This window comes from Blochmannia endosymbiont of Colobopsis nipponica (assembly GCF_014857065.1).
Lineage (GTDB): Bacteria > Pseudomonadota > Gammaproteobacteria > Enterobacterales > Enterobacteriaceae > Blochmanniella.
The window spans coordinates 1-24,521 of the sequence record NZ_CP046533.1 but is presented as its reverse complement, the minus strand read 5'-3'; the positions used below and the strand labels follow the sequence as shown (position 1 = coordinate 24,521).

General features: G+C 28.0%; 19 protein-coding genes. 16 read left to right on the top strand and 3 right to left on the bottom strand.

Annotated elements, in window-relative coordinates; all coding sequences use genetic code 11:
• The first annotated feature begins 3 nt into the window (after window positions 1-3).
• From trpD to cls, 5 genes are all read left to right on the top strand, one after another.
• Window positions 4-1,011 carry an anthranilate phosphoribosyltransferase gene (gene trpD, locus GN160_RS00100; RefSeq protein WP_192380363.1) on the top strand — a complete coding sequence of 336 codons (1,008 nt, stop codon included), beginning with the start codon at window positions 4-6 and terminating at the stop codon, window positions 1,009-1,011.
• Window positions 1,004-2,371, top strand: a complete 1,368-nt coding sequence (gene trpCF / locus GN160_RS00095; RefSeq protein ID WP_192380361.1) for a bifunctional indole-3-glycerol-phosphate synthase TrpC/phosphoribosylanthranilate isomerase TrpF — start codon at window positions 1,004-1,006, stop codon at window positions 2,369-2,371. The genes trpD and trpCF overlap by 8 nt, the downstream gene beginning before the upstream one ends.
• 43 nt (window positions 2,372-2,414) lie before the next feature.
• Entirely contained in the window at window positions 2,415-3,608 is a 1,194-nt protein-coding gene (trpB, locus tag GN160_RS00090) for a tryptophan synthase subunit beta (protein ID WP_192380359.1), read from the top strand.
• Window positions 3,605-4,423 (top strand): tryptophan synthase subunit alpha, encoded by an 819-nt coding sequence (gene trpA / locus GN160_RS00085; protein ID WP_192380358.1) that lies wholly within the window; start codon window positions 3,605-3,607, stop codon window positions 4,421-4,423. The genes trpB and trpA overlap by 4 nt, the downstream gene beginning before the upstream one ends.
• 577 nt (window positions 4,424-5,000) lie before the next feature.
• Entirely contained in the window at window positions 5,001-6,446 is a 1,446-nt protein-coding gene (gene cls / locus GN160_RS00080) for a cardiolipin synthase (RefSeq protein WP_192380845.1), read from the top strand.
• Between the two features lie 325 nt (window positions 6,447-6,771).
• Here cls and GN160_RS00075 read toward each other — a convergent pair whose 3' ends face one another.
• On the bottom strand, window positions 6,772-7,350 hold the full coding sequence (locus tag GN160_RS00075) for a thymidine kinase (RefSeq protein WP_192380356.1): 579 nt from the start codon (window positions 7,348-7,350) through the stop codon (window positions 6,772-6,774).
• Window positions 7,351-7,877: 527 nt separating this feature from the next.
• Between GN160_RS00075 and hns the strand changes: the two genes are divergently transcribed.
• The 7 genes from hns (at window position 7,878) to minD (ending at window position 16,809) form a co-directional block, all read left to right on the top strand.
• Window positions 7,878-8,285 carry a histone-like nucleoid-structuring protein H-NS gene (hns, locus tag GN160_RS00070; RefSeq protein WP_192380354.1) on the top strand — a complete coding sequence of 136 codons (408 nt, stop codon included), beginning with the start codon at window positions 7,878-7,880 and terminating at the stop codon, window positions 8,283-8,285.
• Between the two features lie 1,446 nt (window positions 8,286-9,731).
• The gene (xthA, locus tag GN160_RS00065) at window positions 9,732-10,532 is read left to right on the top strand and encodes an exodeoxyribonuclease III (protein WP_192380352.1); all 801 of its coding nucleotides are present in this window, start codon (window positions 9,732-9,734) and stop codon (window positions 10,530-10,532) included.
• A 237-nt stretch (window positions 10,533-10,769) separates the two neighbouring features.
• Entirely contained in the window at window positions 10,770-12,626 is a 1,857-nt protein-coding gene (gene sppA, locus GN160_RS00060) for a signal peptide peptidase SppA (protein ID WP_192380351.1), read from the top strand.
• 220 nt (window positions 12,627-12,846) lie between these two features.
• Window positions 12,847-13,845 (top strand): type I glyceraldehyde-3-phosphate dehydrogenase, encoded by a 999-nt coding sequence (gene gap, locus GN160_RS00055; RefSeq protein ID WP_192380349.1) that lies wholly within the window; start codon window positions 12,847-12,849, stop codon window positions 13,843-13,845.
• Between the two features lie 345 nt (window positions 13,846-14,190).
• Window positions 14,191-14,712 carry a disulfide bond formation protein DsbB gene (gene dsbB, locus GN160_RS00050; protein ID WP_192380348.1) on the top strand — a complete coding sequence of 174 codons (522 nt, stop codon included), beginning with the start codon at window positions 14,191-14,193 and terminating at the stop codon, window positions 14,710-14,712.
• 576 nt (window positions 14,713-15,288) lie between these two features.
• Window positions 15,289-15,969, top strand: a complete 681-nt coding sequence (gene minC / locus GN160_RS00045) for a septum site-determining protein MinC (RefSeq protein WP_192380346.1) — start codon at window positions 15,289-15,291, stop codon at window positions 15,967-15,969.
• A gap of 27 nt (window positions 15,970-15,996) precedes the next feature.
• Window positions 15,997-16,809, top strand: a complete 813-nt coding sequence (gene minD / locus GN160_RS00040) for a septum site-determining protein MinD (protein WP_192380344.1) — start codon at window positions 15,997-15,999, stop codon at window positions 16,807-16,809.
• Window positions 16,810-17,271: 462 nt separating this feature from the next.
• On the opposite strand, the gene tsaB is transcribed toward minD, so the two are convergent.
• Complete coding sequence (tsaB, locus tag GN160_RS00030) at window positions 17,272-17,952, bottom strand: tRNA (adenosine(37)-N6)-threonylcarbamoyltransferase complex dimerization subunit type 1 TsaB (protein WP_192380340.1); 681 nt, start codon at window positions 17,950-17,952, stop codon at window positions 17,272-17,274.
• Window positions 17,953-18,250: 298 nt separating this feature from the next.
• On the opposite strand from tsaB, the gene pabB reads away from it, so the two are divergent.
• Window positions 18,251-19,609: an aminodeoxychorismate synthase component I gene (gene pabB / locus GN160_RS00025; protein ID WP_192380338.1), complete on the top strand. Its 1,359-nt coding sequence runs from the start codon at window positions 18,251-18,253 to the stop codon at window positions 19,607-19,609.
• 144 nt (window positions 19,610-19,753) lie between these two features.
• On the opposite strand, the gene GN160_RS00020 is transcribed toward pabB, so the two are convergent.
• Window positions 19,754-21,295 (bottom strand): TerC family protein, encoded by a 1,542-nt coding sequence (locus GN160_RS00020; RefSeq protein WP_192380336.1) that lies wholly within the window; start codon window positions 21,293-21,295, stop codon window positions 19,754-19,756.
• 479 nt (window positions 21,296-21,774) lie between these two features.
• Here GN160_RS00020 and manX point away from each other — a divergent pair, with 479 nt between their 5' ends.
• The 3 genes from manX to GN160_RS00005 are packed head-to-tail and all read left to right on the top strand — an operon-like array spanning window position 21,775 to window position 24,426.
• Window positions 21,775-22,749 (top strand): PTS mannose transporter subunit IIAB, encoded by a 975-nt coding sequence (gene manX, locus GN160_RS00015; protein WP_192380334.1) that lies wholly within the window; start codon window positions 21,775-21,777, stop codon window positions 22,747-22,749.
• A gap of 1 nt (window position 22,750) precedes the next feature.
• Window positions 22,751-23,560, top strand: a complete 810-nt coding sequence (locus GN160_RS00010) for a PTS mannose/fructose/sorbose transporter subunit IIC (protein WP_192380332.1) — start codon at window positions 22,751-22,753, stop codon at window positions 23,558-23,560.
• 14 nt (window positions 23,561-23,574) lie between these two features.
• Entirely contained in the window at window positions 23,575-24,426 is an 852-nt protein-coding gene (locus tag GN160_RS00005; RefSeq protein WP_192380331.1) for a PTS mannose transporter subunit IID, read from the top strand.
• Window positions 24,427-24,521 lie beyond the last annotated feature (95 nt).

Genomic DNA, 24,521 nt, shown 5'->3' with positions numbered 1-24,521 from the left:
AGTATGTTAGAAAATATTTTAGAAAAATTATATCAAGGCAAATACATTAATATTAAAGAGAGCAGACAATTATTCGAAAATATCATTGAAGGTAATATATCATCAATACAATTAGCCGGGATACTCATAGGCATAAAAGTTCGTGGTGAATCATCTGAAGAAATAGCCGGAGCAAGTGATGTACTATTAGCTAATGCCAAACCATTTCCACGACCTAATTATGCATTTGCAGATATCACTGGTACTGGTGGTGATTGCAACAATACAATAAATGTCTCAACTATTAGCGCAATTGTTGCTGCAACCTGTGGAGCAAAAATAGCTAAACATGGTAATCATGGTATTTCTGGGAAAATAGGATCAGCGGATCTTATTAAACAACTGAATATTCCATTAGATATGTCTCCCGAGTTTTCGAGAATAACTTTAGATAAATTAGGTATCTGTTTTTTACATGCTCCTTACTATCATAAAAGTTTTAAAAATACACTTTCTGTACGTAAAAAATTAAAAACCACTACATTATTTAATGTGATAGGTCCATTAATTAATCCTGCAAAACCACCATTAGCATTAATTGGTGTTTATAAAATAGAACTTATGGAAATAATGATAAAAACATTAAAATTATTAAAATATCGTCGCGCTATAGTAGTACATTGCAATGGTACAGATGAAGTAATGCTACACGCTCCTACACAAGTCAAAGAATTAAATGATAGTAAAATTGAAGAATATACACTAACAGCAAAAGATTTTGGATTACAACCTTGTGAAATATCTAAAACTTCACAACAAGATAAATATTTAAATGCAATTAGATTATTGCAAGGAAAAGGCAACCATACGCACGAAAAAGTAATAGCTGCTAACGTAGCTATGTTATTAAAATTATTTGGACATGAAAATTTAAATAAAAATGTTGATTTAGCACTTAATAACATTCACAACGGAACAGCTTATAAACATTTAATGCTACTAACAGAAAAAAGGAACAAAAACTGTGAGTAATTATACACTACTTAAAGAAATAGTTGAAAATAGAAAAAGTTGGGTTGCAATACAAGAAAAAAAACGACCTTTAAATAAAATAACAAAACAATTGGAGCTATCCAATCGTAATTTTTACCATGCTCTTTCAAAACCTCATACAACATTTATCCTGGAATGTAAGAAAGCCACGCCTACAAAAGGTATCATACAAAAAAAATTCAATCTCGACAAAATTGCAAAAGTTTATAAAAAATATGCTTCTGTAATTTCAGTTCTCACGGAAGAAAAATATTTTCATGGAAATTTTAATTTTCTCGATAAAATAAGTAAAATAGTAACGCAACCTATTTTATGCAAAGATTTTATTGTTTCTCCATGGCAAATTTTTTTTGCCAGATTATGCCAAGCTGACGCAATACTGCTAATGCTATCAATACTAAATGATAATGACTATAAAAAATTAGCGCAAATAGCTCATAATTTAAACATGGGAATACTAACAGAAGTGATAAATGAAGAAGAATGGGAAAGAGCAATAATACTGAAAGCTAAAGTAATAGGTATTAACAACCGTAATTTACATGATATGTCCATAGACCTAAATCGTACTATTAATATTTCTCAAAAAAATAAGAATGGAGTAATACTTATAAGCGAATCAGGAATTAAAAATCATTTACAAATACGCAAACTCAGTCCATATGTCAATGGATTTTTAATTGGAAGTGTTTTAATGTCTGCAACAAACTTAGATATAGCCACTCGTAGATTATTGCTAGGAGAAAATAAAGTATGTGGATTAACACGTATTATTGACGCCAATGCTGCTTATAAGGCAGGAGCTTTATATGGAGGTTTAATTTTTGTAGATAAATCACCACGTCATATAGATATTTTTACTGCAAAAACAATAACGCAATCAAAGATTGCGCCATTATTATATGTAGGTGTTTTTTGTAACGACCTTTTACTTAATATAATAAAAATAGCATCAATTTTAAAATTGTACGCAATTCAATTACATGGGAAAGAAGATCAAAATTATATAAATTTGTTGCATCGAAAATTACCTAAATATTGTCAAATATGGAAAGCTTTTAACATGAACCAAACAATAAAAATAAAAAAGCTAAATAAAGTTAGCCGTTATCTTTTAGACAGTACAGGAGGAAGCGGCAAAATTTTTGATTGGAAACTAATAAATAAAATGAAACTTAATAATGTAATACTAGCTGGTGGATTACAAGAAAACAATTGTACCGCTGCTATTAATCTAGGATGTGCAGGATTAGATTTAAATTCCGGAATAGAATTAAAACCTGGTATTAAAGATCATGAAAAATTAAGAAAAATATTTCAAATAATAAGATTGTTTTAATTTTTATTTTTTAGTAATAAAACTTTTTTAAAAATATAATAAAATGACACAACTAAATTCATATTTCGGTCAATTTGGCGGAATGTATGTCCCTCAAATTCTCATCCCAGCTCTACTACAACTAGAAGATGCTTTTATTAATATCAGTCAAGATTCTACCTTCCAAAAGGAATTTAATAATCTTTTATTTGAATATGCTGGACGGCCAACACCTCTAAGTTTATGTCGCAATATAACTAATGGAACTAATACTAAATTATATTTAAAACGCGAAGATCTATTACATGGCGGTGCACACAAAATTAATCAAGTTATAGGGCAAGGATTGTTAACAAAACGTATGAATAAGGCCGAAATTATAGCTGAAACTGGAGCTGGACAACATGGAGTAGCATGTGCTATGGTCGCGTCACTTTTAAAATTAAAATGCCGTATTTATATGGGAATTAAAGATATGGAACGTCAAAAAATGAATGTTTTTCGTATGCAACTAATGGGGTCTCAGGTGATCCCTGTACATAATGGATCAGGAAGCCTAAAAGATGCTTGCAACGAAGCATTACGAGATTGGTCCACCAATTACGAACACGCTCATTATGTATTAGGCACTGCTGCAGGGCCACATCCTTTTCCAACCATTGTACGAGAATTTCAAAGTATTATTGGGCGTGAAGCATATAAACAAATAAAAAAATATGAAAATAAACTACCAGATTCAATAATTGCTTGCGTAGGAGGGGGATCTAATGCTATAGGCATATTTGCAAATTTTCTTGATGAACTAAAAGTTAAATTAATAGGAGTGGAAGCTGGAGGTACAGATATAAAATCGGGCAAACATAGTGCAGCAATTAATTATGGTCATCCTGGTATTTTTTTTGGCATGAAATCATCTATATTACAATCAAAAGAAGGACAAATAAGAGAATCATGTTCTATATCGGCTGGTCTTGATTTTCCTGCAGTAGGACCTCAACATGTTTATCTAAATAGCATAGGTCGAGCTAAGTATGTATCTATTTCAGATGAAGAAGCATTAGATGCATTCAAACAACTATCTCATCAAGAAGGTATTATTCCTGCTCTAGAATCTTCTCACGCTATTGCGTATGCTTTAAAAAAAATAATTAAACAACCTAAAAAAAAACAAATATTAATAGTAAATTTATCTGGACGAGGAGATAAAGACTTGGATGTTGTGCATAAAGCTTTAAAAATGAAAGAACAAATAAAATGAATAGATACCAAAAAATGTTTAGCAATCTATCGAAATGTAATGAAAAAGCATTTGTACCATTTTTAACTATAGGAGACCCTAATCCTAATTTATTTTTGGACATTATAAACTCAATTATTGAAGCCGGTGCTGATGCATTAGAATTAGGTATTCCATTCTCTGATCCATTAGCAGATGGACCTATAATACAGAAATCTATGCAACGTACTCTTTTGATAGGAATTACACTCAATGAATGCTTTAACCTGGTATCTAAAATTAGACAAAAATACCCTAAAATACCTATCGGCATATTAACATATGCAAATTTAGTATTTAAAAACAATATTAATACATTTTATTCACGTTGTATATCTGTTGGAATAGACTCAATTTTAATAGCTGATCTTCCTCTAGAAGAAAGCTCCGAGTTTTATGAAGCAGCCATAAAAAATAACATAAAACAAGTTTTTATTTGCCCTCCTAACGCAAATGAAAACTTGTTAAAAAAAATATCCAAATTCAGTCAGGCTTATATATATTTACTGTCACGTTCTGGTGTAACTGGGATAACAAATACCAATTCTGTTTCCTTAACAGAAATAATAAAAAGATTAAAAAAACAACAAAACGACATACCAATATTACAAGGATTTGGTATATCTCATCCAGAACAAGTACGCAAAATACTACAAAACCCAAAAATTTCAGGTGTCATTTCCGGGTCAGCCATCATTAAAATCATCGAACAAAACCTACACAATTCAGTTCAATTAATAACACATATAACACAATTTGTAAAAAAAATGAAACTTGCTACATATCTTAATAAATGATAGAAAATATTACATTTTAAAACCAAAATTATTAAATTCCAAATCCCACAATAATTCCCAAATATCAACTTATCGTATCATAAATTAGAATTATGACATTTCAATTTATAACTAAATGACTAATAAATAAGCAAGCATAATAATTACAATAAAAATTAATTTCAACTTTTCAATAAAATTTTTATACAATAAATTTGAAGAAAAAATTTACTATTCAACATCTTCGCAAATTAAATGAAATAATCAATATATCAATAAGATAATAAAAGAACATATTAATTATAAATAAATATTTAAAAATTACTTAAATTACTATCCTGTATTTCCTGTAATGCTTCCATCTCACAATCAAGTAAGTATTAATTTTCTAAATTTAATATCGATACATAATAAACTCAACATCAATATTAAATTTTAAAAGTATATTAAATATGCTAATACACATAATAAAAAAATAAATACTATTAAATATGCAAAAACAGTATAATTAAACATGATTTAAAAACATTCTACTTAAATAAAAATTAAATGATACACCGAAATAAACCGCAACATTAACATAGTGATAATTTGTTACATGATAAGTTGGGTCATATCATTTAGCTACTGGCTATTAATAATTAGCATTGCTTTAAGAATATTAATGATACGTCGTACTGTAACCTCTGCTATATCATGGTTACTAATGATTTATATTTTACCAATAGCTGGTATTACTATCTATTTACTGTTCGGTGAACTAAATATAGGAAAACGTCGCATAAAGAGAAGTAAAATAATATCCCCTATAACGGCAACTTGGATTAACAAACTTAAAAATAACAAATATCTTTTTTCCAACGATTATAGTGAAGTATCACAATCTTTATTTCAATTATGCACACATAGACAAGGAATAAAAGGATTAAGAGGAAAACAAATAAAATTATTTAATAAAACGGATAAAACTCTAATAAAATTAATACAAGATATCAAATCAGCACAAAAAACCATAGACATGGTGTTCTATATATGGCAACCAGGAGGGTTAGTAAACCAAGTGATATTAGCACTAATAGCAGCATCAAAACGCGGAATACGCTGCAGATTAATGTTAGATTCTGCTGGTAGTCTCCATTTTTTTCGCAGTCAATATCCAAAAATTATGGAAGCAGCTGGAATTCGTATCGTAGAAGCATTACATGTTAATCCATTGCGCATCTTTCTACGTCGCATGGATCTTAGACAACATAGAAAAATGATACTAATTGATAATAATATATCATATATAGGAAGTATGAACATGATTGATCCACTATTTTTAAAAAAAAGTATAAATGTAGGACAATGGATTGATATAATGGTACGTATAGAAGGCCCAGTGACTCCAGTTATGGGAATTATTTTTTCTTATGATTGGAAAATAGAGACAGGAGAACATATCCTTCCCCCATTACCATCAAAAACAAATTCATTTTCATCAAAATATATTGCAAAACATACTATTCAAGTTATTGCCTCAGGGCCTGGTTTCCCGAAAGGAATGATTCAGCAAGCATTACTTACTTCTTTATATGCTGCTAAAAAAGAAATTGTAATTACAACCCCCTATCTAGTACCTGATGATGATCTTTTACATGCTATTTGTGCAGCAGCCCAAAGAGGAATCAAAGTCCATCTCATTATACCTCTTAACAATGATTCCATACTGGTAAATTGGGCTAGCAGATCATTTTTCGATGAATTATTAGACGCAGGAGTCTTTATACACCAATTTAAAGAAGGCCTATTACATACTAAAAGCATTTTAATAGATGAACAATTAAGCTTAGTAGGTACTGTTAATTTAGATATTCGTAGCTTATGGATAAATTTTGAAATTACTTTAGCAATAGATGATGCTAATTTTGGTGCTGTTTTATCAAAAATACAAAAAGATTATATATCGCAATCAATTCTTATTGATTGCCAAAAATGGCCCCACCGTCCTTACTGGCAACGCATTATTGAAAAAATCTTCTATTTCTTTAGTCCTTTATTATAAATAAAAATTAAAAATAACACTATTTTATACTTTTATTTTAGTATTTAATTACAAAAACGAATTTGAATAACTATAAACAAAAATTTATTACTTAAAATTAGTTGCATGCCATAATTGAAACTGTAATTAAATTAAATAATTACTAAAACAAATGATTACCACCAATTTATAACCGTATCTAAAATTTGATTAAATTGACTATTAAAATTCTGAATAAATACATATTTAAAATTAAATAATGGTTCAATACTTAAACTGCCCGATATAAATTATTTTAAAATACTTAAATATGTTAATGTATTAACACATTTAAGTACAAAATATATTACTTCTTTAATTTTTCCATAAAATGTTTACGACATACTGAAACATAACAATCATTACCACCAATCAATATTTGCTTTCCATCAAATATCACATTACCTAAATTATCAATACGAAGAACTCTATTAGCTTGATGTCCACAATGACATATAGTTTTTAATTCAATTAATTTATCTGCCCAAGCCAATAACCATAAACTACCAGAAAACAATTTAGCACGAAAATCTGTTCGTAATCCATAACATAATACTGGTATATTCAATATATCAACTATTTCAGTCAATTCCATGACCTGTTTACGATGGAGAAAATGACATTCATCAATTAAAATACAATGTACCATCTTTTTATGATGTATATTCATTACAGAAGTGAATAAGTTAGTATGACGATTAAAAATTTTAGCAGGAGCGGATATACCTATTCTCGACCATATTTGACCACGGGAAAACCTATCATCCATTGAAGCAGTATATACTAATGCATGCATACCTTTTTCTTGATAATTATAAGCAGACTGTAACAAAGCTGTAGTCTTACCCGCATTCATAGCGGAATAATAAAAATATAACTTAGCCATACCATACAAAATTATCATATTAACGTTTATTTATATGATAACTACTCAAAAAAAATAAACACACCACAATTAAAAATTTATATTCATAATTTAATAAATATAACAACCAGCATTTAATATATAAATTACAACCAATAACTATTCAACATCCTATTATATTTTATTCCAAATTGAAATATAAATAATTAATACACAATTAAGCATAAATCCTCAAGAAATTAATTAATTAACTTACAATTAATACCTCAAAATATTTTAATGTATTTTAATAAATTTAGTAATCTTATTGCCATCAAATATTATTCTTTTATAAAATAAACACTTTAACACAAAAATATCTTATAGAAACTAAAGTATCTCAACTTGAATAAAATTTCAGAATATTTATTTTAATATAAATTATATATTATATTAAATTTAAAATAATATTTTAATATAATATTCTTTCAGGTATTGCAGAAAATAAAACAGCACTCTATCCTTGTTGAATAATTGTTTTATATATAATAATATTAGAGATTAAATCAATGAGTGAAGCCCTAAAAATTCTTAATAATATACGCACTTTGCGAGCACAAGCTAGAGAATGTACTCTTGAAACTCTAGAAGAAATGTTAGAAAAATTAGAAGCAGTAGTTAATGAACGAAGAGAAGAAGATAGTCAAATACAAGAAGAAATTAAAGAACATTCTCGTAAATTACAACAATATCGAGAAATGTTAATTGCAGATGGTATCGATCCTAACGAACTACTACAATCTATGAATACAATAAAACTCTCAAACAAAATTAAAAGAGCAATAAGACCAGCTAAATATAAATACATTAATGAAAATGGAGAAATTAAAACTTGGACAGGACAAGGACGGACGCCAAAAACAATAAAAAAAGCAATAGACAAAGGAGAAAAAAAATTAGAAGATTTCTTATTATAAAATCAAGACTAAAATAAGCATTAAGCCTATTTATTTTACAATAGGCTTAATGCTTTCGTTAATCTATTTAAATTCACAATTCATTTTATATAAAGTATTCTCGCATAAAATTTAATAAATATATTCACTATATAATCAATTATTATACGTAAACAAACTTAAATTGTTAGTATACTTTACGAGATTAGCGAAGTAAGCCTATTATAAAAATCTATACATAAATCAACATACAAAAACGTTAAAATATCGAATCAATTAAAATTATCATAGAAAACACATGCAATCAAAATGTCAAAACCTTTAACATATTTATTATAATGCAAATCGTAACCAAAAAATATTTAAATTAAATACAATATACTACTATAATCATAATTTAAATTTTTTAAATAATACATTCTTAAGATTCGTTCAGTTATCAATACAAAATAAGATTTTTTATAAATCTTAAAGAAAAATGCAAATACATTAAAATGTAAACTAAAACAAAATAACCTATTACTAAATAGATTAAATGAGACTTCTTCAAAATAATTAGTTTTATTACTTAAGTTATCTGGAAATACCATTCGATAGATCAAGGATTTGAATGCATTCCCTTGAACAAACAAACTACTATATCGTTTTATCATAATCTAAAACGCCTTTTATTCATTTCATAAAAAATAATCACAATCAGTTTCTAAAAAACATCTCAATACACTAAAAAATTAACAATGTGATAATCACGATAAAATCATGAATAATTATATCTAATAAAATAATTAAAAAGGATTATCAGACGATAAAGAAAAACAATCAAAACATCACCTTAATCTTCAAACGATATATTATTTAATACCTGTAAAAATAACAAATTTAGCAAATATAAATATACTTAAATTAAGTAAAGATTACATGAACTAGCATTTATATAATTGAAATAACTTTTCTAATTAAGAAATAATTTTAAATGGAATCTTGTAAAAAAATAAGCGAGTAATTTAACATATTTATATAAGGAAAACAAATTATGAACAAAAAAAATAAACAATCACCGATTGAATTAACAAGAAATTTATTCAAGATACCTATAATCCTAACATCATGACTAAAATAACAATTTTCTTGTTTTTACAAACATAAATATTAGAAAAATTAAACATAAACAATATTATATCAATGTTAAAAATAAAAAATTGACCAATATAATTGAAGTCTAATTTATCTTAAGACATTAAAACCATATCAAAGAACTAAAGTGTTTATTAAATCTTCCAAAACCACACCATATATTAAAATCAATAAATATAAAATAAAAATAAATTAATAAATCAAATAAACTTCAGATACCATAAAATCTAATACACACATTATCTAAATATAATTACAATAATAATAGTGGATTATATCTTAATTTAGGTATATCTTAGCCTAAGATAGAATATTAATTACTAAAATATCAATATGCGAATTGTTTCTTTTAATATAAACGGATTACGAGCTCACTTTCATCAACTTGAAGAAATAATAACCCGATTACAACCAAATATTATAGCTTTACAAGAAACCAAAATTCAAGATGATATATTCCCTATTCTGAAGATTAGACGCTATGGATATCAGACATATCAATATGGACAAAAGAATCATTATGGCGTGGCTTTACTATCTCAACAAAAGCCAATATCTATACAACAAGGGATTATACATAGTCATAATCAAAAACGTACTATTAAGGCAAACTTTTCAACTCCTAGTGGTTTATTAACTGTAATTAATGGATATTTTCCTCAAGGGGAAAATCGTAACAACTTGATCAAATTTACAGAAAAACAACAATTTTACAAAAACATGATGGAATATATAAAATATCATTATAACAAAAATTCATTATTATTAATAGTGGGAGATATGAATATAAGTCCATGTAATTTAGATATTGGTATTGGAAAAAAAAATTATAATAAGTGGTTAATAACGGGGAAGTGTTCATTTTTACCAGAAGAAAGAGAGTGGATAAATAATTTATTAAGTTTTGGATTAACTGATGTATATCGTTATATGTACCCACAAATAAACGATCGTTATTCATGGTTTGATTACAGATCACGCGGATTCAATAAAAATAAAGGATTGCGTATTGATCTATTATTAGCTTCGCATCCCTTAATATCTTTCACCAAAGATACCGGCATTAATTACGAAATTAGAGCTATGGAAAAATCTTCAGATCATGCTCCCATATGGGCAGATTTCTTTTTATAAACAGGACTTCAAATTATAAAATAATGATAAAATTTTAGGTAAATCATTTGAATATCTTTAATCTTCAGCAGATATTTGCGTATAAGCTTACAATAATCGAATTTACCTGGCTAAATTTATTATATATTTACATAAGAAAATGATAAAATAAGTCCTGTATAACAAATTATCATTTATACCTTATTCAAAATACATGTATTCATTTTGATGGCTCTATGTCTAACTTTTTGGAAAAACATGAAAAAGATATGGAAAATTATTTATAATTTATGCTCACAAAGTTGGTGTATACTAACATTTATTCGCGAATTAATCATGAATCTAATTTTTTTATTAATTATTATAACAACAATAAGTATTTACTTGTGTATGCGTCAGTCTACTATAAAACACACAACAAAAAGTGGCGCTTTAATCATAGACTTAACAGGAATAATTGTAGATAAAGTAACAGTTAATAACAAATTCAACCAGATTGGTCGTGAATTAATAGGCATACCTAAAAATAAAATACAAGAAAATTCATTATTCGATTTAATTATCGCCATACGTCATGCTAAAAATGACCCAAATATTACTGGTTTAATTTTATCTCTAAAAAATTTCAGAGGAACAGATCAAGCATCTTTACAATATATCGGGAAAGTTTTACATGAATTTCGTAATCATGGTAAACCAATTTATGCTATTGGCGATCACTACACTCAATCACAATATTTTCTTGCAAGCTACGCTAACAAGATCTATCTTTCCCCTCATGGAGCAGTTGATTTGCATGGTATTTCTACCAACAAATTTTACTATAAAGAATTACTTGATAAACTTAAAATAAATATTCATATTTTTCGAGTTGGAACATATAAGTCAGCGGTGGAGCCTTTTCTACGAAACAATATGTCTGATGAGGCAAGATTTGCAGAAACGTGCTGGGTAGAAAAATTATGGCAAAATTATCTTACAATTGTTGCTGATAATAGAAAAATTACAAAACAACAATTATTTCCAAATATTAAAATAATATTAAGCCAACTACAAAATATGCATGGTGATACTGCATTGTATGCATTAAAGAATAAACTAATCGATGAAATAGCATCTAATGAAGTTATCGAAAAAACAATGATCAAAAATTTTGGTTTTGATAAAAAAAATAATTCATTTAATAATGTAAGTATCTATGATTATCAGATTCCTTCTCCGCAACAGAAAAAAGATAAAATTGCAGTGATATTTGCAAACGGTACTATAATAGACGAATCTAATTTAGCAGGAACAGTAAATAGCGACAATATCATAAACAAAATTCGTGACGCAAGATTAAACAACGAAATAAAAGCTATTATTTTCCGTATAAATAGTCCTGGAGGTAGTGTTCATGCAGCTGAATTAATTAGTGAAGAATTATTACTCGCAAAGAAATCAGGCAAGCCAATAATAGTATCTATGGGAGGTATAGCGGCGTCAGGAGGATATTGGATATCCACACCAGCAAATGCAATCATCGCTAGCAGCAGTACTCTAACTGGATCTATTGGTACATTCGGTATTATTAGCACATTTGAAAACTTACTTGATGATGCTGGAATACATACTGATGGAATATTTACCTCACCATTAGCTGATGTATCCATAAGCAGAAAACTACCTCATGAATATATAAAAATGGTGCAACTTTGCATAAATAAAAGTTATGAAAATTTCATTGATACTGTAGCAAAATTTCGACATAAATCCCCACAAGAAATAGATCAAATTGCTCAAGGCCGAGTTTGGATCGGTACTGATGCAATTGAAAAAGGTTTGGTAGATAATTTAGGTGATTTTGATGATGCTGTAATTAAAGCAGCTGAATTAGCTAACATAAAAGAATATAAATTAACTTGGTATTTAGAAGAATCCAATCTATTCGATATAATGTTAGCACAAGTAGATGGATCTTTAAGTAGAAAAATATTTAATTTTTTAAAATTTCTTTATTCAATAAATGCAAACCAGACAAATTTCTTATTTCCATTTACTAATTACGATTCAGAAATAAGAAAAAACAATCCGTACGATAATTATACAATTTGTTTTTCTTCTTATCAAATATAAGATCCCAAAATTTACAGGCCTATGAATTTTAGTAAAAAAATGTTAATATACACTGCTAGGTAGAACTAAAAAAAGAAATTAAATAGTAGAACATTTATTTCATACGTATAATTTATAAAAAATAAAACTTCATTATAATTTAATTATACATGTATCTATACCAAAAGATTTTACAACCATATCCTAAATTTTAACATAATAAAGTTATTCAGGAGTTCTCATGATTACTAAAATAGGTATTAACGGTTTTGGAAGAATTGGTCGTATGGTTTTTCGTGCGGCACAAGAACGATCTAATATTGAAGTAGTTGCTATTAACGATCTGTTATCTATAGATCATATAGCTTATTTACTTAAATATGATTCAACTCATGGTCTATTTAATGGTGTAATAGAAGTAAAAGACAATTATTTAATAATAAATGAAAAAAATATAAATTATACAACAGAAAAAAATCCTGCTGACATTTTATGGGAAAAACATAAAGTAGATGTGGTTATTGAATCTACCGGTAGATTTCTAACTACTGAATGTTCTTATAAACATATAATTGCTGGTGCTAATAAAGTTGTTATGACTGGACCTGCTAAAGATGATACTCCAATGTTCGTCATGGGAGTCAATCACCATAAATATAACGGACAAAACATTATATCTAATGCTTCATGTACTACCAACTGCTTAGCTCCATTAGCAAAAGTAATCAATGATAATTTTGGCATTGTTGAAGGATTAATGACTACAGTACATGCTGTTACTGCTACGCAAAAAACTGTAGATAGCCCAGTACATAAAGATTGGCGAAGCGGACGAGGAGCGTATCAAAATATAATTCCAACCTCTACTGGAGCAGCTCAAGCTGTAGGTAAAATAATAACGGAACTAAACGGTAAATTAACCGGAATTTCCTTCCGTATACCAACTCCAAACGTTTCAGTTGTTGACCTAACTACACGTATTAAAAAAACATCTTCTTATAAAGAAATATGTGATGCAATAAAAAACGCAACAGAAAATGAGATGAAAAATATAATGGGATATTCTGACGAAGAAGTAGTATCAAGTGATTTTAATGGTAACAAATTAACATCCATTTTTGATTCCAAATCTAGCATCATTTTGAACAAAAATTTTGTTAAATTAATATCATGGTATGACAATGAAACTGGTTATTCAAATAAAGTACTGGATTTAATAACATATATCACAAATAGATGATTTTGTTTTTGCATATCTAATGTGCAATTTCATAATTTCAAAATTTTACTTGAATAATATTTGTTATAATATAATCCAAACAATATACAAAAATCATTGTTAAAAAAAACAAAACATAACGTACATTATAATTTATCAATAAACTAGCTATAATATTAATTTATAAAATATTCAAAAATTAATATAGATAAGATTCTGAGAAACACTTATTGCAAGTACAGTAAACATAATTTCTATATGTCAGTACTTTAAATTATTATTAAATTAAAATAAAAATATTAAGCTACAACAACCATGAAGATGTTTGTTTATATAAAATTTTTAAAATATTTTATTGGATATTATATGTTGTATTTTTTTAATATTTATTCTAAAACTCGAAAAGCATGGTTTTTATTATCAAGTACCGCATGCATATTAGAAATCATAGCATTATATTTCCAACATATTATGCTATTCAAACCATGCGCATTATGTATATATCAACGTTGTACTTTATGTGGTATTATATTAGCGGGTTTAATTGGAACTATTGCGCCAAAAAAAACATTGTTGAGATTCACTGGAATTTTTGTTTGGTTATATAGTGCAAGTCAAGGTTTGCTTTTAGCAAAAAAACATATAAATTTACAATTGAATCCTTCTCCTTTTGTAACGTGTGATTTTTTTGTTAATTTTCCATCTTGGTTACCTTTAGATAAATGGCTACCTCAGATTTTTGATGCAATCGGAGATTGTACAGAATATCAATGGTTTTTTCTATCATTAGAAATGTCACAATGGATGGTTATAATTTTTGGAATATATTTAATCATATCAGTTTTTGTTTTGATATCACAATTCTTAAAACCATTCAAAACGTTTTAATTTAAACTTGTTACGGACTATTTAAGTATATAAATAGTATCTAGCATTTTAAACAATCACCACAATGCCTCAATTTGTGGTAACTGAATTATTATTATATAATAAATTTTATTTATTTCTAATTATTTAAAACTAACAAAACATCATAAAGACTAACATAATAAACAATGAAAATTAATGTTTACCTTCACTAAATAAAATAAAAAAATTGATTAATAAACCATGCTAATATTAAAACAGAAAAATTTTATAAATATATAGAAATATATTATCACTAGGACATATATACAAAATACTAAAACAAATCATTACTATGAAAACATAGTTTATTAACTCAATCATAATCAAAACATATTTCAGAATATAAAAATTTATATAAAATTCATCTATATGTCAAATATAATGCAAATATTTAATATACCATGATGATTTTTAATAACATTATTGATTTGATACATTATCATTAGGATAATCCTTCAATACTTCAGGATATATTAAAAAAATAAAACCTTATGAAATAATTCTTAATCATTATGCATAAACACAAAGTTAAAAATTATCAATAATAAAAATTAAATGTCTATACAATTTAAAAAAGGTCACTTCAATTTATTCATTATCCATATTGAAGATATTAGATCAGAAAACATATTCAAAAAAATAAAAGAAAAGATTCAATATGCTTCTACCTTTTTTAAAAATACACCTGTTGTTATAAATGTTGAAAATATCGCCTATCCGACTAACTGGCCTAAATTATATAAAACAATATTAAACTCTGGATTATATATCATAGGTACGTGTTGTTGTAAAAATAATACATTAAAAAAAATGATCATCAAAAGTGGATTACCTATCCTTAAAGAAACAATAATAGATAAAAATTATACGCAAGAAAAAGTATTAACAAAGGAAAAAAATATCGTAAATAAAACAAAATTAATAAATAAACCAATAAGATCAGGGCAACAAATATATGCTCACAATGGCGATTTAATAATCATGAATAATGTAAATCCTGGAGCTGAAATTATTGCAGATGGAAATATCCATATATATGGAGCTATGAAAGGCCGTGCAATAGCTGGAGCATCAGGTGATAAAACAAGCCAAATTTTTTGTACTTACTTTTCTCCAGAAGTAATATCTATTAGCGGGAAATATTTACTGAGCGAACAAATACCAACAAATTTTTTTGCTAAATCTGTAAAAATACATTTAAAAAATAATATAATCATTATTCAAGATTTATTTTAAATTTTCAAAAAACAAGGAATTCTATCTATGTCGCGTATAATCGTTATTACTTCAGGGAAAGGAGGAGTTGGAAAAACTACATCAAGTGCTGCTATTGCTATTGGCTTGGCTCGTAAAAGAAAAAAAACTGTAGTCATCGATTTTGATATAGGATTACGTAATTTAGATTTAATTATGGGATGTGAACGACGAGTAGTATACGATTTTATAAACGTAATACAAAATGATGCTAAATTACATCAAGCTTTAATTAAAGACAAATACACCGATCATCTTTACATTTTACCAGCATCACAAACACGGGATAAACATGCATTAACATATCGTGGAGTAGAAAAAGTATTCAGTGATCTAAATGATATGAACTTCGAATTCATAATATGTGATTCACCAGCAGGTATAGAGACAGGAGCATTAATGGCATTATATTTTGCTGATGAGGCTATTATTACCACTAATCCTGAAATATCTTCCGTACATGATTCGGATCGGATACTTGGTATTTTATCCTCTAAATCAAAACGTGCCGAAGATGGTACGGAGATGATTAAAGAACACCTATTACTAACTCGTTACAACCCAAAAAGAGTTAGTTGCGGGGATATGCTTAGCGTAAAAGATGTTATTGATATTTTACAAATTCCTTTAATAGGAGTAATACCTGAAGACCAATTAGTATTAAGAGCATCTAATCAAGGAATACCAATTATTCTAAACGAAAATTCTAACGCTGGACAAGCATATTCAGATATGGTTAATCGACTGCTAGGCGAATCTTGTCCTTTACGCTTTATTAAAGAAAATAAAAAAAACTTCATCAGACGCCTCTGGAGTAGATGAAATGACCTTATTCAATTTTTTCATTTATCGTAAAAAAAAATCAGCAAACATCGCAAAAAAAAGACTACAAATTATTTTCAATATAAAGAAAAAAAAAGATCACAGTAAAATATGTTATTACTCATCTCAGTTCAAAAACGATCTAACTAAAATAATACGTAGTCATATTCAAGATAATCTAAAAATTATTTCGATACAATTAAGACCAACAGAAAAAAACCCTGAACTATCAGAATTAAAAATAATAATTACCAAAATAACGAATCAAAATCTAAATTAAAATCTAAAAAACAAAAAAATAAAACTGAGTATGATGTATTATCTTACATTTTAAAAATAATCTTTGTTTCAAAATAAATATCAAAACCACATCAGATATAACAAAATATTATTCAATATTATCAAATTACAAAATAAACAATAGCAACATACATCAAAATTTTAAATCAACACACAAATTAACTATACTAATTTATCTATTAAATAAATTGGTTTTACTTGATCAGGCGCAATAATTGAACCATCATACCATTTCTGTAAAGCAAGTGGTATCATGTCACATGCTAAAGGATGTAAAACTCGATTCACATACATACAAAAATCATTTTTATTAAATAACATCAAGTTTTTTTGCCATCCATTTCCTACAAGGATATAAAACCTTTTGACTAATTTAATAAAAAAATCGGCTAATTCCACGGAAGAAACTATCCGTTCAGTATCATGACCTAACCATTTACCATTATTTTGACGTCGATAATAAGAGAAATAAAACGCATTCATATAGGCATTAAGGGAAACCAACACATCTCGAGCTCCAACCTCCCTCCAAGCTCCTTGTGCTAATGTTTCCAAAGTAGAAACCCCTATTAATGGTAAATTAGCGCCTAACGCTAATCCTTGAGCAACTCCTATCCCAATACGTAAACCAACAAAACTACCCGGCCCATGAGAATATACTAAAACATCAATATTACTCAGGGAAATACCTGAATCAATTAATAAATTATCAATCATCATCAAAATTTTTTTAGCATGTTTATGCGATGTAACCACAGTATTATCCAAAATAACATGATTAATCATCAATGCTATAGAGCATATTTCAGTTGCAGTACTGATCGCTAATATAATCAAAGACATATAAATTTAAAATAATAAAGATTTAAATAAATTTATAAATAATTGACATAAAACGCAACAACAATTATTCTAATTTCGATAAGATTCACTAAATAAATCAAGAAATTGAAAAATTAACATAGTTATGATTTATGTTGTTTAATGATCACATTTTTAGTGATTTAAAATAATGTCCAAATCAAAACTAAATCAAAATCTAGAATTTCTGAAGTATTTATTTAAATAAATTTTAGATTTTTAAAATATAACAAACAAGAAGTATTTAATACCTTTCTTGAATTTAAAGATAATCATCATAATGTATCCTTTTTTTATAAAAATACCATATCGATTGAATTTTGTTTTTGATCTTTTTGCATCAATATCACATAAACCTTGGTCTATGTTACTTCATTCTGGATATAGCAATCATCCAGATGGTCGTTTTGATATATTAGTTACTGCACCTAAAATAACCTTAATTACCAAAGATGGAATAACTACAATTAAAAATCAAAAACAATATAAAACTAGCAATATAAATCCATTTAAATTACTACAAGAACAAATAAATTGCGCTAATTTAAAAAAAATGCAAACAAATACTGAATTACCATTTCAAGGAGGATTTTTAGGTATATTCGGATATGATTTAGTTAGATATCTTGAAAAAATTCCAGTAAAAGCCAAACAAGAAATCCAATTGCCAGATCTGGCAATTGGATTATATCGATGGACAATTATAGCTGATCATCATTTATGTAAAATAACATTAATCAGTCATGATGATCCTACAAATATTTTATCTTGGATAAATAATTATCAATCAATTAAAAAAAACCGATCATTCCGCTTACAAAAAACATGGCGTACAAACATGAATCGCATGGAATACAAAAAAAAATTTCAAACAATACAAAATTTTTTACAGAATGGAGATTGCTATCAAGTTTGTTTAGCGCAACGTTTTTGTGCACCATATATAGGAGATGAATGGGCAGCTTTCCATTACTTATTACACTACAATAGTTCACCTTTTTCAGCTTTTATAAGATTAAAAAAGCAAGCTATAATGTGTTTTTCTCCAGAACGTTTTATAAGCTTAAGAAATAAAAACATACAAACTAAACCAATCAAAGGGACTATTTCTAGAAATGTAAATAATTTTATAGATCAACAACAGTTAACAAAATTAATGAAATCAAATAAAAATAAATCAGAAAATTTAATGATTGTCGATTTACTACGTAGTGATATAGGACGTATTGCTGTACCTGGAAGTATAAAAGTGCCAAAACTATTTAGTATTGAAAGCTTTCCCGCAGTACATCACATGGTAAGCACAATTACAGGAACTTTATCTGATAATCGATCTGTTATTGATATATTCAAATCATGTTTCCCAGGTGGATCAGTAACAGGTGCGCCAAAAATACGCGCAATGGAAATTATTGAAATGTTAGAACCCCAACGCCGTAATGCTTGGTGTGGAAGTATAGCTTACTTAAGTTGCTGTGGAAACATGGATTCTAATATTATAATCCGAACTATAATTGCTGACCAACAACATCTATTTTGTTCAGCAGGGTCTGCTATTACTATAAATAGTAATGAAGACTCAGAGTATCAAGAAATGATAGATAAAATCTCTACGATAATACCATATTTAAAAAATTGATTTATTCTAAAATAACAGGAGATACTATAACATTGAATTAATTCACTAGTAGTTACAATAAAATATCTTTCATCAAAATCATAATTGAATAAACACTAAAAATCGTATATTACCATATGGTACAATTTAAATTACTAATCCACATCATTTATCTAATATAATACGTTTAATAGAAACTAATTCTATACGATATTCGACCATTTTTAGGATTGTAAACTGCCATTCATTAATAATTAGCACATCACCTTCTGTGGGAATATGATCACACTGAGATAATAACAAACCAGCCAAAGAAGCAACATCATCCCATTCACGCACTAAATTTTGAGTATTTAATGCTTGTTGCAAAGCATGTAAATCTGTACTTCCTTTTGAAATCCACCCACCTTTTACTACTTCAATTTCTGGAGTCTCATCTTCATCAGGAAATTCACCAGCTATAGCTTCAAGTACATCTAAAGGAGTTACTAATCCTTGAATAACGCCAAACTCATTAGAAATCATTACCATGCTCCCTTTAGCACGACGTAATTCTTTAAGTAACTTTAAAACATCCAAAGCATCTGGAACTACAACAGCTGAATTTTTTGAAGCATAAGATTTAATTTGTTCACCACTATCTATCGCATGTATCAAATCTTTGGCGCGTACTATACCTATTAATTGATCTAGCTCACCATTACATACAGGAAACATATTATGTGGAGTATCCATTAAAATTAAACGTAATTCCTCTATAGAAGATTGACAATTCAACCAAGTAATTTTATTACGAGGAGTCATGATACTACGCAAAGTACGAGAGGCCAACGATAAAACACCTGTGATCATATGACGTTCCTCTTCTGCAAAATGATTTATGGATGAAGGAACAACTGACTCTATTACACCATCAGAATTTGAATGAGATTTTCCACCCATCAATCGCATAATAATTTCAGCAGTACGTTCACGCATAGGCTTAGCAGATTGATTTTTGATAAGATTAAAATATGATATTTGATTAAATGATTCGATTAAAATTGAAAATCCAATAGCAGCATACAGATAACTTTTTGGAATGTAAAAACCAATACCTTCAGCAATTAAACTTAAACCTATCATTAACAAAAAACTTAAACAAAGCACCATGATTGTTCTATGTTTTTTAATAAAGATGATTAATGTACTTGAAGCTATTAACATAATTGATGTAGCAATAATTACAGCTAACATCATGATAGATAAATGGTCTACCATACCTATAGCTGTCATTACTGCATCAAGAGAGAAAATAGCATCAAAAACTACAATTTGTACCACTACTATCCATAAGCTTGAATGTCCGCGATTCTTATTAGTATTATTGGACTTATTTTCTAATCTTTCATGCAATTCAGTTGTTGCTTTAAATAAAAGAAAAATACCACCAAACAATAAAATTAAATCTTTAATAGAAAAAGAAAATGAAACTAATTTGAACAAAGGTAAAGTAAAAGTTGCTAACCAAGAAATTAATGAAAGTAAAGTAAGACGCATAATTAGAGCAAATAATAAACCAATTACCAATGCACTATTACGTTTTTTCAAAGGAAGCCTATCAGCTAAAATAGCAATAAAAACTAAATTATCTACTCCTAGAACAATTTCCAATATAACTAGAGTTAATAACCCTATCCACACTGAAATATCCATAAATATTTCCATAGTATTAACCTCCACATATTAATAAACTATTGAGATATAAATTGGTGTATCTTATTTCCATAATGATAGAGTAATTATAAAATAGTTTTGTCATTAATAGATTACAAATAGATATAACAAATAAGAAAGCAATCTTAATTGTAAAATTAAACATAACTGAATAAATATAAATTACCAATGTGACTAAAATAACCAAAATATATCAAAAATCTGTTAATTTAAAAAAATACATTTATAATTCTTGTAAAAAAGTTAGTAGTTGATTATCATGGATGTAAATGGTGTGTATTCATTATTATTCGGGCTTCGATTTTTAGCTATTTATACTGATAACATGTTAGTATACCTTAAGATGAAATAACTACTAAATAGGCGTCGTTATTCCAGAAATACATGAACTTTTAAATATAACGGTAATTGCTAAATAACAGATAAATTTAAAAAACATCGGTGAAACAATACCAATAAGGAGATATTCAATGAGTATTGCTATTATCGTTAGCACCCATGGATCAACATCTGAATTTTTGTTAAAAACAACTGAAATGATTTTAGGCACCCAAGATAACACATCTTGGGTTAATTTTTTACCAGAAGAAAACACAAAAATACTTAGGGAAAAATTTTCCCAAAGCTTATCTAAATTAAATATCACAGTAGGTGTATTATTTTTTGTTGATATTTGGGGAGGAACTCCTTTTAATGTTGCTAATGATTTTATCAATGATAAAGAGAACTATGATATTATTAGTGGTGTAAATGTTCCCATGTTAATAGAAACCTTTATGGCTAGAAATGATAAAAATATTATCTTTAAAGAACTAATAAATATCGCAATAACAAAAGGTCGTGATTCAATCAGATCTGCTAAAAATAACATATCCGGTATTTCTTCTTTTAATAAAATAAAAGATATTAAAAATGTTTCACAAAACGAGAACCATCATATGCTGATAAGTTTAGTTCGTATCGATGACCGATTAATACATGGTCAAGTGGTTACCAGTTGGACAAAAGAAACCAATGTATCGCGTATTATTGTTGTAAACGATGAAATAGCAAAAGATAAAATACGTACAACTTTATTAACTCAAGTAGCACCACCCGGAATTAGCGTTCATGTAATAAATATAGCTAAAACAATACGTGTATTTAATAATCCAAGATATGATAAAGAAAAAGTAATGTTGTTACTTAATAATCCCAATGACGTATTACGTCTGATAGAAGGAGGAATACCTATAACTTCAGTAAACATCGGAGGCATGGCTTTTCATACTGGAAAAATTCAAATTCATAATGTGATTTCAGTAAATGAAGAAGATATTGAAGCATTTAAAAAACTTGATAAGTATGGTATTAATTTAGAAATACGTAAAGTTGTATCTGATCCTCCATTAAAAATAATGGATCTAATAAATAAAATGAATAAATCTAACTTTCAGGAGAAATGAAATGGATATCACCGTTTTACAAGCCATTTTATTATTTGTTGCTTCATCATGTATAGGCATGGGCTCTATCCTCGATGAGTTTCAATTTCATAGACCTTTAATCGCTTGTTCTCTTATAGGTTGTATTCTTGGAGACTTAAAAACTGGCATTATTGTAGGAGGTACACTAGAATTAATTGCCCTTGGATGGATGAACATTGGAGCAGCTGTAGCACCTGATACCGCACTTGCTTCAATCATTTCTACCACATTGGTTATTGCTGGAAATCAAAATATTGGAGCAGGGATAGCTCTAGCTATTCCTTTAGCAGCAGCGGGGCAAGTCTTAACAATTATTGTACGAACGATTACAGTAGGCTTTCAGCATGCTGCTGATGATGCAGCTAAACATGGTAATTTATCGGCAATAAATTGGATTCATATTGCTGCTCTTGTCTTACAAGCCATGCGTATAGCAATACCATCTATTATAATCGCTATTTCAGTAAAAACTGAAGTAGTACATAAAATATTAACATCAATACCAGAAGTGATTACAAATGGCTTAAATATTGCTGGAGGTATGATTGTTGTTGTTGGCTATGCTATGATAATTAACATGATGCGCACTGGGCATCTGATGCCTTTCTTTTATTTAGGATTTGTTATAACAGCATTTACCAATTTCAATTTAGTAGCTCTAGGTATTATTGGCGTTGTCATGGCTATTCTTTACATACAATTATCTCCACAATATAATAGAATATATGTAAAATCAGTAAATAATTTGACAAACAAACAACACAATAATTTTGATAATGAATTAGACTAATTACAGGAGCAATAATGAATCAAATCAGGAATATCGATATTAAAAAAAAATTAACAACCAAAGATATATGGTCGGTTTTTATTCGCTCTAATCTTTTTCAAGGATCTTGGAACTTTGAACGTATGCAAGCTCTGGGATTTTGTTTTGCTATGATCCCAGTGATTACTCGTTTATATCCAGAAAATAATAAGGATCGGAAACAAGCTATACGAAGACATCTAGAATTTTTTAATACACACCCTTATGTAGCAGCACCTATATTAGGAATAACTATGGCAATGGAAGAAAAAAAAGCTAATGGAGTTCCGATAAGCGATGCTGCTATTAACAGCTTAAAAGTAGGCCTTATGGGACCATTAGCAGGAGTAGGCGATCCAATCTTCTGGGGAACCACTCGACCAATTTTAGCTGCATTAGGAGCAAGTGTCGCTGTTAGCGGCAGTGTGCTTGGTCCATCTTTATTTTTTATTCCATTTAATATTATACGATTAGGAACTCGTTATTTTGGCATTATTTATGGCTATCAAAAAGGAATTAGCATTGTAACTGATATGAGTAATGATTTACTAAAAAAACTGACAGAAGGAGCATCAATATTAGGATTATTTATTATGGGAGCGCTAGTAAACAAATGGACTCATGTTAATATTCCATATGTTTTAGCTCGTATTACGGACAATGAAGGTCATCTTATTACAACAACTGTGCAATCTATTTTAGATCAGTTAATGCCTGGTATCGCTCCTTTATTATTAACTTTTGGTTCCATGTGGCTATTGCGAAAGAAAATAAAAGTTCTATGGATTATAATGGGATTTTTTGTGTTAGGAATTTTTGGGCATTATATAGGTTTATTGGGTATGTAAGAAATCAAAACGGTAGGTAAGTAAATTTTCGTATCTCACAACATAGCCCGCATGGGACTTAAAGAAAAATTTTTCTTTAAGTCCCATGCGGGCTA

Bases quoted from the DNA above. Each gene is read 5' to 3' on its own strand.
- xthA (WP_192380352.1), top strand. From the start codon at position 9,732: ATGCGAATTGTTTCTTTTAATATAAACGGATTACGAGCTCACTTTCAT.
- trpA (WP_192380358.1), top strand. From the start codon at position 3,605: ATGAATAGATACCAAAAAATGTTTAGCAATCTATCGAAATGTAATGAA.
- trpB (WP_192380359.1), top strand. From the start codon at position 2,415: ATGACACAACTAAATTCATATTTCGGTCAATTTGGCGGAATGTATGTC.
- gap (WP_192380349.1), top strand. From the start codon at position 12,847: ATGATTACTAAAATAGGTATTAACGGTTTTGGAAGAATTGGTCGTATG.
- GN160_RS00075 (WP_192380356.1), bottom strand. From the start codon at position 7,350: ATGGCTAAGTTATATTTTTATTATTCCGCTATGAATGCGGGTAAGACT.
- dsbB (WP_192380348.1), top strand. From the start codon at position 14,191: ATGTTGTATTTTTTTAATATTTATTCTAAAACTCGAAAAGCATGGTTT.
- manX (WP_192380334.1), top strand. From the start codon at position 21,775: ATGAGTATTGCTATTATCGTTAGCACCCATGGATCAACATCTGAATTT.
- minD (WP_192380344.1), top strand. From the start codon at position 15,997: ATGTCGCGTATAATCGTTATTACTTCAGGGAAAGGAGGAGTTGGAAAA.
- trpD (WP_192380363.1), top strand. From the start codon at position 4: ATGTTAGAAAATATTTTAGAAAAATTATATCAAGGCAAATACATTAAT.
- sppA (WP_192380351.1), top strand. From the start codon at position 10,770: ATGAAAAAGATATGGAAAATTATTTATAATTTATGCTCACAAAGTTGG.
- hns (WP_192380354.1), top strand. From the start codon at position 7,878: ATGAGTGAAGCCCTAAAAATTCTTAATAATATACGCACTTTGCGAGCA.
- minC (WP_192380346.1), top strand. From the start codon at position 15,289: ATGTCTATACAATTTAAAAAAGGTCACTTCAATTTATTCATTATCCAT.
- GN160_RS00020 (WP_192380336.1), bottom strand. From the start codon at position 21,295: ATGGAAATATTTATGGATATTTCAGTGTGGATAGGGTTATTAACTCTA.
- GN160_RS00010 (WP_192380332.1), top strand. From the start codon at position 22,751: ATGGATATCACCGTTTTACAAGCCATTTTATTATTTGTTGCTTCATCA.
- cls (WP_192380845.1), top strand. From the start codon at position 5,001: ATGATAAGTTGGGTCATATCATTTAGCTACTGGCTATTAATAATTAGC.
- tsaB (WP_192380340.1), bottom strand. From the start codon at position 17,952: ATGTCTTTGATTATATTAGCGATCAGTACTGCAACTGAAATATGCTCT.
- pabB (WP_192380338.1), top strand. From the start codon at position 18,251: ATGTATCCTTTTTTTATAAAAATACCATATCGATTGAATTTTGTTTTT.
- GN160_RS00005 (WP_192380331.1), top strand. From the start codon at position 23,575: ATGAATCAAATCAGGAATATCGATATTAAAAAAAAATTAACAACCAAA.